At 72.4% G+C, this 15,214-nt stretch carries 14 protein-coding genes; 8 read left to right on the top strand and 6 right to left on the bottom strand.

From position 1 onward, the window contains the following. On the bottom strand, positions 1-1,352 hold a 1,352-nt coding region (locus tag B9S57_RS03630), incomplete at its 3' end, for a DEAD/DEAH box helicase (protein ID WP_103514088.1). A 473-nt stretch (positions 1,353-1,825) separates the two neighbouring features. Here B9S57_RS03630 and B9S57_RS03625 point away from each other — a divergent pair. Continuing rightward, positions 1,826-2,572 carry a ferritin-like fold-containing protein gene (locus B9S57_RS03625; protein WP_103514083.1) on the top strand — a complete coding sequence of 249 codons (747 nt, stop codon included), beginning with the start codon at positions 1,826-1,828 and terminating at the stop codon, positions 2,570-2,572. 23 nt (positions 2,573-2,595) lie between these two features. Here B9S57_RS03625 and B9S57_RS03620 read toward each other — a convergent pair whose 3' ends face one another. The 4 genes from B9S57_RS03620 to B9S57_RS03600 all read right to left on the bottom strand — a co-directional run bounded on the left by B9S57_RS03620 (position 2,596) and on the right by B9S57_RS03600 (position 4,454). Then, a complete protein-coding gene (locus B9S57_RS03620) occupies positions 2,596-2,868 on the bottom strand; it encodes a hypothetical protein (protein ID WP_103514082.1) in 273 nt (90 codons plus the stop codon). Positions 2,869-3,064: 196 nt separating this feature from the next. Further along, positions 3,065-3,292 carry a DUF3107 domain-containing protein gene (locus tag B9S57_RS03615; RefSeq protein ID WP_167526138.1) on the bottom strand — a complete coding sequence of 76 codons (228 nt, stop codon included), beginning with the start codon at positions 3,290-3,292 and terminating at the stop codon, positions 3,065-3,067. Positions 3,293-3,428: 136 nt separating this feature from the next. Next, positions 3,429-4,070, bottom strand: coding sequence for a TetR/AcrR family transcriptional regulator (locus B9S57_RS03610; protein WP_103514080.1), 642 nt, complete (start codon positions 4,068-4,070; stop codon positions 3,429-3,431). A 168-nt stretch (positions 4,071-4,238) separates the two neighbouring features. Then, positions 4,239-4,454, bottom strand: coding sequence for a hypothetical protein (locus B9S57_RS03600; protein WP_103514078.1), 216 nt, complete (start codon positions 4,452-4,454; stop codon positions 4,239-4,241). Positions 4,455-4,564: 110 nt separating this feature from the next. Here B9S57_RS03600 and B9S57_RS03595 point away from each other — a divergent pair, with 110 nt between their 5' ends. The 7 genes from B9S57_RS03595 (at position 4,565) to moeZ (ending at position 13,432) form a co-directional block, all read left to right on the top strand. Continuing rightward, the gene (locus B9S57_RS03595; protein WP_103514077.1) at positions 4,565-5,530 is read left to right on the top strand and encodes an alpha/beta fold hydrolase; all 966 of its coding nucleotides are present in this window, start codon (positions 4,565-4,567) and stop codon (positions 5,528-5,530) included. An 8-nt stretch (positions 5,531-5,538) separates the two neighbouring features. Beyond that, entirely contained in the window at positions 5,539-6,873 is a 1,335-nt protein-coding gene (locus B9S57_RS03590; RefSeq protein WP_103514076.1) for a DUF3152 domain-containing protein, read from the top strand. A gap of 341 nt (positions 6,874-7,214) precedes the next feature. Next, positions 7,215-9,017, top strand: a complete 1,803-nt coding sequence (locus B9S57_RS03585) for a DUF3492 domain-containing protein (protein WP_103514087.1) — start codon at positions 7,215-7,217, stop codon at positions 9,015-9,017. Between the two features lie 37 nt (positions 9,018-9,054). Then, positions 9,055-10,254 carry a hypothetical protein gene (locus tag B9S57_RS03580; RefSeq protein ID WP_258036201.1) on the top strand — a complete coding sequence of 400 codons (1,200 nt, stop codon included), beginning with the start codon at positions 9,055-9,057 and terminating at the stop codon, positions 10,252-10,254. Positions 10,255-10,388: 134 nt separating this feature from the next. Then, positions 10,389-11,354: an NAD(P)-dependent oxidoreductase gene (locus B9S57_RS03575; RefSeq protein ID WP_103514075.1), complete on the top strand. Its 966-nt coding sequence runs from the start codon at positions 10,389-10,391 to the stop codon at positions 11,352-11,354. Then, a complete protein-coding gene (locus B9S57_RS03570) occupies positions 11,342-12,169 on the top strand; it encodes a spherulation-specific family 4 protein (protein ID WP_103514074.1) in 828 nt (275 codons plus the stop codon). The genes B9S57_RS03575 and B9S57_RS03570 overlap by 13 nt, the downstream gene beginning before the upstream one ends. Positions 12,170-12,253: 84 nt before the next feature. Then, the gene (gene moeZ / locus B9S57_RS03565; RefSeq protein ID WP_103514073.1) at positions 12,254-13,432 is read left to right on the top strand and encodes an adenylyltransferase/sulfurtransferase MoeZ; all 1,179 of its coding nucleotides are present in this window, start codon (positions 12,254-12,256) and stop codon (positions 13,430-13,432) included. A gap of 134 nt (positions 13,433-13,566) precedes the next feature. Here the strand turns inward: moeZ and B9S57_RS03560 are convergent, their stop codons facing one another. After that, positions 13,567-15,159 carry an alpha/beta hydrolase gene (locus B9S57_RS03560; RefSeq protein ID WP_103514072.1) on the bottom strand — a complete coding sequence of 531 codons (1,593 nt, stop codon included), beginning with the start codon at positions 15,157-15,159 and terminating at the stop codon, positions 13,567-13,569. Positions 15,160-15,214 lie beyond the last annotated feature (55 nt).

Raw genomic sequence — 15,214 nt, 5'->3', positions numbered from 1 at the left:
GCCTCCTCACCAGCCGGCTCCGCGGCCGGCGCGGGCACGCTGACAGCGGCCTCGTCGAGGGAGCCACCGCCCCGCGTACGACGACGCTGACGCGGCGTGCGCGGCGCCCGCTCCTCGCGGACGGCGGGGGCGGAGGCGGCGGACTTCCGGCCGCGGCCGCCGGTCTCGCCGAGGTCCTCGATCTCCTCCGCGCGCAGACCCGCGCGGGTCCGCTCGATGCGCGGCAGGACACCCTTGGTGCCGGCCGGGATGCTGAGGTCCTCGTAGAGGTGCGGGGACGTGGAGTACGTCTCCGGCGGGTCCGGGAACTTCAGGTCCAGCGCCTTGTTGATCAGCTGCCAGCGCGGGACGTCGTCCCAGTCGACCAGCGTGATCGCGATGCCCTTGGCACCCGCGCGGCCGGTACGGCCGATGCGGTGGAGGTAGGTCTTCTCGTCCTCCGGCGACTGGTAGTTGATGACATGGGTCACACCCTCGACGTCGATGCCGCGCGCGGCGACGTCGGTGCAGACGAGGACGTCCACCTTGCCGTTGCGGAAGGCGCGCAGCGCCTGCTCACGGGCGCCCTGACCGAGGTCGCCGTGGACCGCGCCGGATGCGAAGCCGCGCTTCTCCAGCTGCTCCGCGATATCGGCGGCCGTGCGCTTCGTACGGCAGAAGATCATCGCCAGTCCGCGGCCCTCGGCCTGCAGGATGCGCGAGACCATCTCCGGCTTGTCCATGTTGTGCGCGCGGTAGACGTGCTGGACCGTGTTCTTCACGGTCGTGCCCTCGTCGTCGGGCGACGTCGCGTTGATGTGCGTCGGCTGCGACATGTAGCGGCGGGCGAGGCTGATGACGGCACCGGGCATGGTGGCCGAGAACAGCATCGTCTGGCGCTTCGGCGGCAGCATGGTGATGATGCGCTCGACGTCGGGCAGGAAGCCCAGGTCGAGCATCTCGTCGGCCTCGTCCAGGACGAGGACGCGGATGTGCGAGAGGTCGAGCTTGCGCTGGCCCGCCAGGTCGAGCAGTCGGCCCGGGGTGCCGACGACCACGTCGACGCCCTTCTTCAGGGCCTCGACCTGGGGCTCGTAGGCCCGGCCGCCGTAAATCGCGAGAACACGGACGTTGCGGGCCTTGCCGGCGGTCAGCAGGTCGTTGGTGACCTGCTGGCAGAGCTCACGGGTGGGGACGACGATCAGGGCCTGCGGCGCGTCCGTCAGCTTTTCGGGGGCCGCGCGGCCCGCCTCGACGTCGGCGGGGACGGTCACGCGCTCCAGGAGCGGAAGACCGAAGCCGAGCGTCTTGCCGGTGCCGGTCTTGGCCTGGCCGATGACGTCGGAGCCGGAGAGCGCTACGGGGAGCGTCATCTCCTGGATGGGGAAGGGGGACGTGATGCCGACCGCCTCGAGGGCTTCGGCCGTCTCGGGAAGGATTCCGAGGTCGCGGAACGTAGTCAGGGTGCTGCCTCTTCTGTGAGACGCGGCCCGAGGCGAACGCTGGGGGTCGTACCGTGCCGGGGTTGGTCATCCGGCCGTGGATGGGCCGGGTGGCGCGGGACCACTGCCGTCGCTCGAGCGCTCGTGCCGCTGAGGGGGCCCCTCATCTGCGGTCGTACGTGGTGTACGCCCCGCGCGGAGGGCTGTCGGGTCGGAGCCGATCGGGCCACCGACCGGGCATCCTCATTCAAGGTCGCGCCCCTGGCACAGGAAATGCTCAGTAAGCGCAATACCACTGTACCCCGGATTCGCGCATGCGTGTTGGGCGAATTCATCGGAACGGTGTGATGTCTCCCGTCGGCCGGGCCCGTGCGCCCCCGCCGGGGCGGGCTATTCTGCGCTCCATGGAGACGCCTGACAACGCCACTGAAGTATCCGACGAAGCCCCCGCACCGACCGGAATCGCCGCCCAGGACTGGGCCACCGCCTCCGCCGAGCCGCAGTACCGCGCCGCGGTCGTGGATCTGCTCGGCGCGCTCGCCTACGGGGAACTCGCGGCCTTCGAGCGGCTCGCGGAGGATGCGAAACTCGCGCCGACACTCGGTGACAAGGCGGCCCTGGCGAAGATGGCGTCCGCCGAATTCCATCATTTCGAGCAGCTGACCGACCGGCTCACCGCCGTCGACGAGGCGCCGACCGCGGCCATGGAGCCGTTCGCCAAGGCCCTGGACGACTTCCACCGCCAGACGGCACCCTCGGACTGGCTGGAGGGGCTGGTCAAGGCGTACGTCGGCGACTCGATCGCCAGCGACTTCTACCGGGAGATCGCCGCCCGCCTCGACACGGACACCCGCTCCCTGGTCCTCTCCGTGCTCGACGACACCGGTCACGGGAACTTCGCCGTCGAGAAGGTGCGGGCCGCCATCGAGGCGGAGCCCCGCGTCGGCGGCAGGCTCGCCCTGTGGGCGCGCAGGCTGATGGGCGAGGCGCTCTCGCAGGCGCAGCGGGTGGTCGCCGACCGCGACGCCCTGTCCACGATGCTCGTCGGCGGTGTGGCGGACGGCTTCGACCTCGCGGAGGTCGGCCGGATGTTCTCCCGGATCACCGAGGCACACACCAAGCGGATGGCCGCGCTCGGTCTCGCGGCCTGAGCGGCGCGCCCCGGCGGCGGGCCCTACTGGGCCGCCGCCGACCGCACCGGTCGGCGGCCGCGCGGGCGGATCAGCAGGGACAGCGTCACCGCCCCGACGAGCACGGCGCCCGTGAGCGTCGCCAGGAGATGGCCGGAGCCCACCGTCGACTGCGTCAGATACGCGCCGAACAGGGTGCCCGGACCACCCGTGACGAACACCGCGCGGGCGGACGGGAGCCGGCCGGGCAGGGAGCGGAGCGCGATCCAGGAGAGGGCGAGCCCGAGCACGACGGAGCTGATGGATTCCCAGAGCACGGAGGGGTCACCTCGCTTGATGGCGTGGCGGTCGGTCGGTCGTAGGCGGTCCTACCCGGGGCCCGCGTCATACAACCCTCCCCGGCTGGCGTGAACCCCACCGAGGGAAACATCGGGAGCAGGTACGCGGCAGAAGAGGTGAAGGCCCGGCGGATGATTCCGCCGGGCCTTCACCTCTTCTGCCGCGTCCCGCGGGCTACAGCGCGCCGAATCCCACCCGCCGGGTGCTGGGCTCGCCGATCTCCACGTAGGCGATCCGGTCGGCCGGCACCAGGACCTTGCGGCCCTTGTCGTCCGTGAGGCTGAGCAGCTGCGCCTTGCCGTTGAGCGCCTCGCCGACCGCGCTCTCGACCTCTTCGGCGGAAAGTCCGCTCTCCAGAACGATCTCGCGGGGCGTGTGCTGCACCCCGATCTTGACCTCCACGGCTATGTCCCTCCGACGGTCCGTCTCTGCGCGGTGAACCGCGCCGTACGCAGCACACATTAGCCCGGTGAAGGGACGGACCACGGGTCACCCGGCAACGCCCGCAGCGAACACCGGCCGTCGTTCGTGCCGGGGCTCAGTGCTGATCGACGCCGTGCAGCGGGAAACCCGCGATACCCCGCCAGGCCAGGGAGGTGAGCAGTTGCACGGCGGTGTCACGCGGAATGCCGGAGCGGCTGGAGAGCCAGTAACGCGCCACGACCTGGGAGACACCGCCGAGACCGACCGCGAGCAGCATCGATTCGTCCTTGGACAGGCCCGTGTCGCCCGCGATGACGTCGGAGATGGCCTCCGCGCACTGGAGCGAGACCCGGTCGACCCTCTCGCGGACCGCCGGCTCGTTGGTCAGGTCCGACTCGAAGACCAGGCGGAAGGCGCCGCCCTCGTCCTCCACGTACGCGAAGTACGCGTCCATCGTCGCCTCGACGCGCAGCTTGTTGTCCGTCGTGGAGGCGAGCGCCGTGCGGACCGCCTGCAGCAGTGACTCGCAGTGCTGGTCGAGCAGGGCGAGGTAGAGCTCCAGCTTCCCCGGGAAGTGCTGGTAGAGCACCGGCTTGCTGACGCCGGCCCGCTCCGCGATGTCGTCCATCGCAGCGGCGTGGTAGCCCTGCGCGACGAAGACCTCCTGGGCGGCGCCCAGCAGCTGATTGCGTCGGGCACGGCGAGGCAGCCGGGTGCCCCGCGGGCGCGCCGCATCTGTCTGCTCGATGGCTGTCACGCCGCCTCCCAAATTCGTGATCGAACACAGTCGTACCGTGCACGCTGCGCCGTGGGGACATCGTACTTTTGAGTAACCCGGGTGTGCGCGGCGCGGACGCAGAATTTCACGGACCGGACGGCTGCGGAAGCCGCAGATACGGCGGCCCATGCCGCAAAGCGGTGCGTTCTACCGGTAATCGTCCTCATCCTGTGTGACGACGCGGGCCTGATCGGCCGCGTCCGCCTCGTTCGCCGTGCCGCGGTCGAAGCCGGTGAGCGGTTCGTCCCGCTCCGGACGGACTCCGGCCTTCTGTTCGGCGCTGTCGGCTTCCGGGACTTCGGGGTCCGGTTCGTCCGGCTGGGAATCCTCGAAGGTCTCCGGGTCGCTCGGGTCGACCGTCATGGTGGCTCCCTTCCTTCCCTTGCAGCCTAGGAGCAACCCCTGGCGTGCGCGATGCGGCCTGTGACGGCGAACACATGAACCACCGCGTGATCGTCTCGTAACATTGCCGCATGTCTTCGACCGAGCTGCCCGGTATCCACGCCGCCGCTGCCGCGGTGGCACCCACGGTCAGTGCCGTCCGGGTCGCCGAGGGGGAGGAGCTGCGCTCCGTCACGCTGCCCGGCCTCACTCTGAACATCCGCTCCCGCCCCGCGCAGGCGCCGGGGCGGACTCCCGCCCTCTTCGTGCACGGCCTGGGCGGCTCCTCCCAGAACTGGTCGGCCCTGATGCCGCTGCTGGCGGACACGCTCGACAGCGAGGCGCTCGACCTGCCCGGCTTCGGGGACTCCCCGCCGCCGGACGACGGCAACTACTCGGTCTCCGGACACGCCCGTGCGGTGATCCGGCTGCTGGACACGGAGCGGCGCGAGCCGGTTCACCTTTTCGGTAATTCTCTGGGTGGCGCCGTTGCCACCAGGGTCGCGGCCGCCCGGCCCGATCTGGTGCGCACCCTGACGCTGATCTCCCCGGCCCTGCCCGAGATCCGGGTCCAGCGGCCGGCGGTGCCGACGGCTCTGCTCGCACTCCCGGGCGTCGCTTCCCTGTTCGCCAAGCTCACCCGGGACTGGACCGCCGAACAGCGCACCCGCGGCGCCATGGCACTCTGTTACGGCGATCCGGCACGCATCTCCGACGAAGCCTTCCGCAACGCGGTGGCCGAGATGGAGCGACGGCTGGAACTGCCGTACTTCTGGGACGCCATGACGCGCTCGGCACGGGGCATCGTGGATGCCTACACGTTGGGGGGACAGCACGGGCTGTGGCGCCAGGCCGAGCGCGTGCTCGCGCCGACCCTGCTGGTGTACGGCGGTCGGGACCAGCTCGTCTCGTACCGGATGGCACGCAGGGCGTCCGCGGCCTTCCGCGACTCGCGCCTGCTGACACTGCCCGACGCCGGGCACGTGGCGATGATGGAGTATCCGGAGGCGGTCGCCCAGGCCTTCCGGGAACTGCTCGACGAACGTGGCAGGAGCTGATCCGGGGCGTGGGACGACACAGTCGAAAGGGCCCTGAGGCCACCCGGCGCGACACCGGGACCGCGGAGGGCACCGGTGCGGAACGCGGCACCGGCAGGCGGGGGAGGGACTCCGCCACGCCGCCTGCGCGGGAGGGTCACAGCCCCTTCCGCGACGCTCCGCAGGCGCGGGGCGGACACCCCGAGCAGCGTGAGTCCGGGGGCGGCTGGGGCACCGTGCCGCAGCCGCCGTACGACAACCGCCGGGATCCGGCGGGCCCCGGCGGGCAGGACGTCTTCCGCGCCCGGCAGGCAGCCGTGGCCCGGCAGCAGGCGGCGCAGCGGGAGGCCGAGCGGCGTACGACAGGACCGGCGACCGGCACCGCCGCGCTGATACCGGGACCGCGGAGGGAATTCCTGGAGGCGTTCGACGCCGCGCCCTCGCGTCCCGCGCCACCGGCTCCGCCCGAGGACACGGCCCGGACCTCCGAGGAGCCCGACGGGACCGACGGCGCCCCTGACGACGAGGGCGACGGGGACGGCCGAGGCCCGAAGGGGGGCAAGGGGCGTACGTTCACCGGGATCGCCGCCGCCGCCGTGACCACGGTGCTGGCGGTCGTCGTGGCGGGCCAGGTGGCTCGGGACTCCGGGGGCCCGGCGGACTCCCCGGCGTCCTCGGGCGTCGACCGGCAGGACTCCGGTGACGCCTCCCGCTCGGTGGACCGGCAGACCCCCCAGGCGCAGCGGCAGGAGGCCGCGCCCCTGTCGTACGCGCAGAAGATGGCCACCGCCTTTCCGCTGGCGGCGGACCTGAAGGCCTCCGGGGCCTTCGAAGCGGTGCCGGGGCTCGCGAAGGCGCCTGGCAAGGGGCAGAAGTACCGGTACCGGATCGATGTCGAGAAGGGGCTGGGCCTCGACCCGGGGCTCTTCGCCGAAGCCGTGCAGAAGACGCTGAACGACGACCGGAGCTGGGCGCACGACGGTGCCATGACCTTCGAGCGCATCTCCTCCGGCGATCCCGATTTCGTGATCACCCTCGCGAGCCCCGGCACCACCGGGGTCTGGTGCGCGAAATCCGGCCTGGACACCACCGAGGACAACGTCTCCTGCGATTCGGCCGCCACCGACCGCGTGATGATCAACGCCTACCGCTGGGCGCAGGGGGCCTCGACCTTCGGCGCGGACAAGCTCCTGAGCTACCGCCAGATGCTGATCAACCACGAGGTCGGCCACCGGCTCGGGCACAACCACGTGAACTGCCGCACCCCGGGAGCGCCGGCCCCGGTGATGCAGCAGCAGACCAAGACCCTGGACATCGACGGCATCAAGTGCCTGCCCAACCCCTGGGTCCATCCAGGAAGTTGAGCGACGCGGCCCGCGCGGTGAGGCCGCGCTCCCGGCGCGGGCCGGTCGGGGGAGCCGCTGACCCGCGCCGGGGCGCCGGCCCCCGGCCCGCCCGTCGTCCTCCGTGTGCCAGGGGAGGCCGCGCCACTCGTCCGGAGCTGGCCGCAGCCTGACTCTGCGTCATCGAAGTCCTTCTTACCGCAACAGAACGCGACTGGGGCGGGAAAGTTACGCCGGTTCACCCCTTTCGGTGGTGCGACGGACAACCGTCCGTCGCACCACCTGTCTGTCCGCATACGGTCGTCCCGCTGTGAGTCGCCGATCAACGGCGGCTGCCCACAAGGGAGATCGGGGGTGTGCTCGTGCGGATCGGACTCCTCACGGACGGTGGTTATCCGTATGCGACCGGTGAGTCCAGACTCTGGTGCGACCGCCTGGTGCGCGGTCTTCCCCAGCACGAGTTCGACCTCTTCGCGCTCAGCCGCTCCGCCGACCAGGAGCAACAGGGCTGGGTCAGGCTCCCCGACCGGGTCGTCCGGGTGCGGACGGCGCCGATGTGGACGGACGAGGACGACCGCCGGCACGCCGAACGCCCCAGAGGCCTGACGGGCAGACTCGCCACCGGCCTGGGGCGCTCGTACGGACGACGGGACCGCCGGCGCTTCACGGCGCACGTGACCGCACTCGTCGGGGCGGTCTGCGCGGGTGCGGAGACCGGATCCGAGACGGACGGGACGGACGCCGGGACGGCGCGCGGTCTCTTCGCCGACGGTCTCTACGGCCTCGCCGACCTGGCCCGGGAACGCGGGGGGCTGCAGACCGCCCTGCGCTCCGAGACGGCCGTACGCATCGTGGAGGCGGCCTGCCGCGCTCCGGGCACCGGGCGGACCGTCCACAGCGCCACCGTCCCCGACTACCTCGCCTTCGCCGCGGAGCTGGAGCGCGCCCTGTGCCCCCTCTCCCTCGACTGGTACGAAGAAGACGGCCTCGGCGCGGTCGACCTCTGCCACGCGGCATCCGGCGGCGCGGCGGCCCTTCCGGGGCTTCTGGCCAAACGCTTCTTCGGCGTACCGCTGCTGGTGACGGAGCACGGCATGCCGCTCCGGGCCCACTACCTCGCGGCGCCCGAAGCGGCGCTCGGCGCGCCGGTGCGCGCCCTGCTGGCCAACTTCCACGGTCTGCTCGCCTCCGAGGTGTACCGGCAGGCCGCGGTCATCACCCCAGGCAACACCCATGTGCGCCGCTGGCAGGAGCGGTTCGGAGCCGGCCGGGGCAAGCTCCGCACGGTCTACCCGGGCATGGAGGCCGAGCGGTTCGGAGCCGTGGGGGAGGAGCACGACGGGGGCGGCCCCGCCACCCTGGTGTGGATCGGGCGGATCGAGCCCGCCAAGGACCTGATCGCCCTGCTCCACGCCTTCGCCGAGGTGCGCAGGACCGAACCGGACGCCCGGCTGCGGATCTTCGGCGCACCGGTCCAGGAGCGTGAGGGCGACACCTACCTCGCCCACTGCCGGGCGCTCGCCGCCCAGCTCTTCCCCGACGAGGCCACGGACGCGCACGCCGAGGGCGACAACCCGGTCACCTTCGAGGAGATCGGCGGCCCCGAGGTGCCCGACCTCGCGGAGGCATACGCCGCGGGCGGCGTCGTGGTGCTGTCCAGCGTCGTCGAGGGCTTTCCCATCAGCCTCGTGGAGGCCATGTTCTGCGGCAGGGCCACCGTGTCGACGGATGTGGGAGCCGTGGTCGAGGTCGTCGGCGGCACCGGGCTGGTCGTGCCCCCGCGCAATCCGCGGGCGCTCGCCGACGCCTGCGTCGAGCTCCTGCGCGACCCCGAGCGCCGCGCGCGCCTGGGTGCGGCGGCACGCGCCAGGGCGCTCGAACTCTTCACCGTCGAGCAGAACCTCGCGGCCTTCCGCGGCATCTACCTGGACCTGGCCGGGCACGCACCGCCCCGTCCGACGGCCCCCGCCGCCCCCCGGGACCCGGACGGCCCGCCGCGCCCCTTCGCCACGCCCCCGGAGGCCCATGTGCTGGGTGCGCCGTCCCTGGAACCCGTCGCCGCCGGCGCCCCCGCCTCCGCGGGTGCGCCCCGGGTGCCGAGCTGGGCCATCGGCGGGGAGAGCGTATGCGCGGGCGCACGCGGGGCGGGGGACGGCGATGCGTGACGAGACCAGCAGCCACGACCACGGAGGAGGAGCCCCGATGGGCAGACCGACCGACGCCCCGGCCCCGGACACCGGGGGAGAGGCGACGGACACCGGGCCGGGGGCGGTCCGGTCCGCCGTCCGGGCACCCGAGATCGCCTACCACCCCGCCCGCAGATCCGCGGCCCGGCGCGGCCCCGCGGACCCCGTGAAAGTGCTCATGCACCGCCACCGGGACCTCTGCGAGCGCGCCGTCGACCCCTTGGAGATCGCCGCCGGCCTGGAGGCCCACGGGCTCACCGACCGGACCGCCGCGCGCTACCGGCACCGCGACGTCTTCTCGCTCGCCGAGGAGCTCTACGCCCGCGTGCCCGGCGCGGGCAGACACGCCCCCCGCGCCCCCCGGCCGAGGCCCTACCCCGGCAGGGACGCGCGGGCGGGATGGACGTGCGCGGCGCTGCTTCCCGGGGCCGCCTGCCTCGCGACCGCCGGGGCGCTCAGGGCCACCGAGGGGGTGCTCGGCGGCGAAGCCCGGTTCGCGGTGACCGCCGCCGGCGCGCTGCTCGCCGTCCTCGGGCTCCGCCTCTGTCTGCGCGGCGGCCCGCTGCGCGCGCCGGACGGCACCGGGGGAGTCACGCCGTACGTCTGCTGGCTCCTCGGCTACGTCGTGTACGGCGACGACCTGCTCGCCCAGGTCATCAGCGGCGGTCCCGAAGGCGGCTGGACCGCCGCACCGGGCCCCTTGCTCGGGCTGGCGCTCGCCCTGGCCCCCGCGGCCTGGTGCGCCCACCTGTTCGCCGGGCACGCGCGCCACCGGCTCGCCGGCTCACACGCCCTGTCGGAGTTCGGCGCCGGTGTGCGCCCCCTCCTCCTCGGGGTCCTCGCGCTCTTCCTGTGCGCGCTGACCGCGCTGGTGTACCTCGCCGCCCTCGGCCTGCCCGGTCCGGGCAGCGGTCCGGCGGGACCGGTCGCGCTCGGCGCCCTGCTCTTCCTGGCCCGGCTGCTCGCCGTCCACGGCTTCCCGGAACCCGCCGCCACCGGGCTCGCCGCGGCCTGCGCCGTCGAAGTGGCCGCCCCCTTCCTGGTCCTCGCCGGACGCCTGCCCGGCCTCGACCTCCTCGCCCGGCCGGTGGACGCCGTGGTCACCGCCGCCGGCCCCGGCGGCGTACCCGTCCTCGCGTGCGGCATCGCCGCGTCCGGGCTGCTGATCCACGCATCGGTCACCCTCACCCGGGCGTCCGCCCACGCCTCGGCCTAGCCGGGCCCTCCCCGCCCCGCGGAGCCGACGCCGCGGGTCTTCCGTACCGCACACACCTTCCTCAAGGAGACACCGGACATGACCCCCCAATCCCCCGCTCCGGCAGCGCGCCGTCGGTACCGAGGGGGCGCGCGATGAGGGTTCTGCTGCTCGGAGCGAACGGATTCCTCGGCCGCTTCGTCGCCGACCGCCTGCTCGCCGACCCCGCCGTGCACCTCACGGCCCTCGGCCGCGGCGACGACGCCGACGTGCGCTTCGACCTCGCGGGCGGGAGTCCCGGGGCACTCACCCGCTTCCTGGACGCCGTCCACCCGGGGGTCGTCGTCAACTGCGCGGGCGCCACCCGCGGTGGTGCCAGGGACCTGACGCGCCACAACACCGTCGCCGTGGCCACCGTCTGCGAGGCCATGCGCCGCAGCGGCTGCACCGCACGGCTCGTCCAGGTCGGCTGCGCCTCCGAGTACGGACCCTCGCAACCCGGCTCGTCCACCGCCGAGGACGCCGTTCCCCGTCCCGGTGGCCCGTACGGCGTCAGCAAGCTCGCCGCCACCGAACTGGTCCTCGGCTCCGGTCTCGACGCCGTCGTGCTGCGGGTCTTCTCACCGGTGGGGCCCGGGACCCCGGCCGGTTCCCCGCTCGGCCGGCTCGCCGAGACGATGCGCCGCGCGATGCAGTCCGGCGACCCCGAGCTCAAGCTCAGCGGCCTCGGGGTGCAGCGCGACTTCGTCGACGTACGCGATGTGGCGCGCGCCGTGCACGCCGCCTCGCTCTCCGCCGCGCAGGGCGTCGTCAACATCGGCACCGGCAGGGCCGTACGGCTGCGCGACGCGGCAGCGGTCCTCGCCCGGGTCGCCGGATACGCCGGTGCGCTCCACGAGCTCGACGCGCCCCCGGCACGGCTCCCCATCGGCGCCCCCCGCGCGTCCACGGAGTCGGTCGTGGAGCACCTCGCGGCGACACCCTCCCCCTATCCCGACGGCTGTGGTGCCTGGCAGCAGGCCGATGTGCGCACCGCGCGGGACCGCCTCGGCTGGCGCCCCAGGATCAACCTGGAGGAGTCACTCGCCGACATCTGGATGGAGGCGGCGTGCCGCATCTGACCGGCACCGGAGCCACGCTGCGGACGGGCGTCGCGGAGCGGCTCGGCGTCGGTGTGCCCGGATACGCCCATCCGCTGCTCGCGCCCGCCGAATGGGCCGGGCTCAACCGGCCGGGCACCCCGCTGCACTGGGCGGTCCTCGACATCGACAACGGGCCGGGCGCCCGGCCCGACCCGCACTGCCTCGAAGCTGCCGGGCGGCTGCGCAACGCCCGTGAGCGGGCCCTGCACGGGGAGGCGCCCGAGGACACCGTCCGTGCCTCGGGAGGCAGGCTGCTCGGTCACATCGACCTGGCCTTCGGGGGCCGTCCCTTCGGCGAGCTGATCGCCGAGGCCCGGTCCTACCTCGACTGGTACCGCGTCGGCGGCTTCTACCTGGACCGCTGCCCCGCCGAGCGCGACGGGCTCCCGGCCGTCCGCCGTCTGACCAGCACCCTCGCGGCCCTGCTGGCCGACAGCGACAGCGCGGACGAGGAGGGCGGGCGTCTCGTCCTCGGCCACGGCACCCACCCGCACCCCGGCTACGCCGAGGCCGCCGACCAGCTGGTCACCTTCCGGGGAGCCTGGGCCGACTACCGCTGGTCGCAGGTGGCCGAGTGGACCGCCGCCTACGAACCGGGCCGCTTCGCCCACTTCGTCCACGGGGTCCCGCGCACCCACCTGGAGGAGGCCATGCGCATCGCCCGCTGGCAGGGCGCGGGCACGATCTTCTTCACCGACCGGGACGGCGCGAAGGGACAGACCGACCCATTCGCGGCACTGCCCAGCTACTGGGACGAATTCGTCTCGCGGATCGGACCTGGTATCTCGGAATGAGGAGCGGCGTGGCAGTGTTACGGGAGAACAACCGTACGTAGATGAAGTACGTAGAAACCGACCACCTGCATTGTTGAGGTTCCTGTGTCGCTGCCACCCCTGGTCGAGCCAGCTGCTGAGCTCACCGTCGACGAGGTCCGCAGGTACTCCCGCCACCTGATCATCCCGGATGTCGGGATGGACGGACAGAAGCGGCTGAAGAACGCGAAGGTGCTCTGTGTCGGTGCCGGCGGCCTCGGCTCGCCGGCCCTGATGTACCTGGCCGCGGCCGGTGTCGGCACGCTCGGCATCGTCGAGTTCGACGAGGTCGACGAGTCGAACCTGCAGCGCCAGATCATCCACAGCCAGGCCGACATCGGCAAGTCCAAGGCCCAGTCGGCCAAGGAGACCGTCCAGGGGATCAACCCCCTGGTGAACGTGATCCTTCACGAGGAGCGGCTCGAAGCCGAGAACGTGATGGGCATCTTCGCCGACTACGACCTGATCGTGGACGGCACGGACAACTTCGCCACCCGCTATCTCGTCAACGACGCCGCGGTCCTGCTGAACAAGCCCTACGTGTGGGGTTCGATCTACCGCTTCGACGGCCAGGCTTCCGTCTTCTGGTCCGAGCACGGTCCCTGCTACCGCTGCCTGTACCCGGAGCCGCCGCCCCCCGGCATGGTTCCCTCCTGCGCCGAGGGCGGTGTCCTCGGCGTGCTCTGCGCGTCCGTCGGCTCCATCCAGGTCAACGAGGCCATCAAGCTGCTCGCCGGTATCGGTGACCCGCTGGTCGGCCGTCTGATGATCTACGACGCGCTGGAGATGCAGTACCGCCAGGTGAAGGTCCGTAAGGACCCCGACTGCGCGGTCTGCGGCGAGAACCCCACCGTCACCGAACTCATCGACTACGAGGCCTTCTGCGGCGTCGTGTCCGAGGAGGCCCAGGAGGCGGCGGCCGGTTCCACGATCACTCCCAAGCAGCTCAAGGAGTGGATCGACGGCGACGAGAAGATCGAGATCATCGACGTCCGCGAGCCGAACGAGTACGAGATCGTCTCGATCCCGGGCTCCCGGCTGATCCCGAAGAACGAGTTCCTGATGGGCAACGCCCTCCAGGACCTTCCGCAGGACAGGCGCATCGTCCTGAACTGCAAGACGGGCGTCCGCAGCGCCGAGGTCCTCGCGGTCCTCAAGTCGGCGGGCTTCGCCGACGCGGTGCACGTCGGTGGCGGCGTCATCGGCTGGGTCCACCAGATCGAGCCCGAGAAGCCGGTCTACTAGGGGCCTCTCGTGTGGATCATGCCTGGCCCCGCGAGCCCGGCCTGATCCACACGAAAGACCCTGGACCCGCGGCACGACGTACGAAGGGGCCGGCTCCGGCGACGGGGCCGGCCCCTTCGCGTGCCCCGACGCGGTCACCTGCAGACCGTTCCCGACTCGGGCACCTTCCCCGCCAGCAGGTAGCTGTCCACGGCCCGCTGCACACAGGTGCTGCCGCCGTTGTACGCCCCGTGGCCCTCGCCCTTGTACGTGAGCTCGATCCCGACGCCCTTGCCGAGTCCGGCGGCCATCGCCTTCGCCCCGGCGTACGGCGTCGCCGGGTCCCCGGTGTTGCCGATGACCAGGATCGGGGCGGAGCCGGGTGCGCTGACCTCGGGGGTGTCCCAGGCGCCCGCGACCGGCCAGCCGGTGCAGGCCATGAGCCCCCAGCCCAGGTAGTCGCCGAACACGGGGGAGGCCTTGCGGAACTCGGGGAGCGCCTTCCTGGTCTGCTCCAGGGTGTACCGCTGCTTGGAGTCCGCGCAGTTGATGGCCGTGTTGGCGGCGTTGGAGTTGTCGTAGCGCCCGTCCTCGGAGCGGCCGTTCAGCGAGTCGGCCAGCGCCAGCAGCAGTCCTCCGTTGCCGCCGTCGGCTTCGTCGAGCCCCTGTTCGAGCAGGGGCCAGGTCTCCTTGGAGTAGAGGGCCGACGCGATGCCGGTGGTGGCCTGGGTCTCCGTCAGTTCCCGTTCGCCGAGTCCCGGGACGGGCTTCTTCTCCAGCTTCGCGAGGAGATCGGCGATCCACTCCTGGACCTCCTCGGAGGTGGTTCCCGGGAGCTTGCAGTCGTCCCGCCCGGCGCAGTCCGCGGTGAAGTTGTCCAGGGCGAGCTGGAAGCCCTCCGCCTGGCCGAGCGAGGACTGCAGCGAGTCCTCCGTGGGGTCGACGACCGCGTCCAGGACGGCCCGGCCCACCTTCTTCGGGTACAGGTGCGCGTAGACGCCGCCCAGTTCGGTGCCGTACGAGATGCCGAAGTAGTACAACTTGTCGTCGCCGAGCACCTGGCGCATCAGATCCATGTCCCGGGCGGCGTTCGTCGTGCCCACGTAGGGCAGTTCGTCGCCGGAGTTCTCCTCGCAGTCCGCGATGTAGGACTTCTGGTCGTCGACGAACGCCTTCTCCTCCTCGGAGTCGTCCGGGGTGCCGTCCTGCTCGTAACGGGCGTCGAGCTCCGCGTCGTCCGAGCACTCGATGCCCTCGCTGCGGCCGACCCCGCGCGGGTCGAAGCTCACCAGGTCGTAGCGGGTGCGGAGCGCGTCGTAGTCGGTGCCGAAGGACGGGAGCGTGGCGACACCGGAGGCGCCCGGTCCGCCGAAGTTGAAGATCAGCGAGCCGATCCTCCGGTCCTGGTTCCTGGCCGCGGCACGGATGAGCGCGAGTTCGATGGTCCGGCCCCCGGGATCCGCGTAGTCGAGGGGGACGTCCATGAAGGAGCACTGCCAGGACGTCCCGCCCGGGAGCGGCGAGGGTGACGTGCCGCTGCCCTGGGCCTCACTGGGGGCCGGGCAGGGCTTCCAGTCGAGCTTCTGGGAGGAGAGCTCCTGCGGCGTCGCCGTGGGGGACGCGGTCGAGGCGGCCGACGGCCTCCCCTGCTCCGTACCGCCGTCGCCACCGTCGTCCGAGCAGGCGGCCAGCGGCAGCAGCACGGTGACGGCGAGGGCAGCGGTGCGCAGAGCGGGAGAGGTCCTCATGGCCCCATCGTGCTTCGGGGCGCCGGGGAACGCGCGGGGCACGGTCCATGCGGGT

The sequence above is a fragment of the Streptomyces sp. SM10 genome (assembly GCF_002910915.1).
Classification (GTDB): domain Bacteria; phylum Actinomycetota; class Actinomycetes; order Streptomycetales; family Streptomycetaceae; genus Streptomyces.
This window is presented reverse-complemented; position numbering and strand designations above follow the sequence as displayed.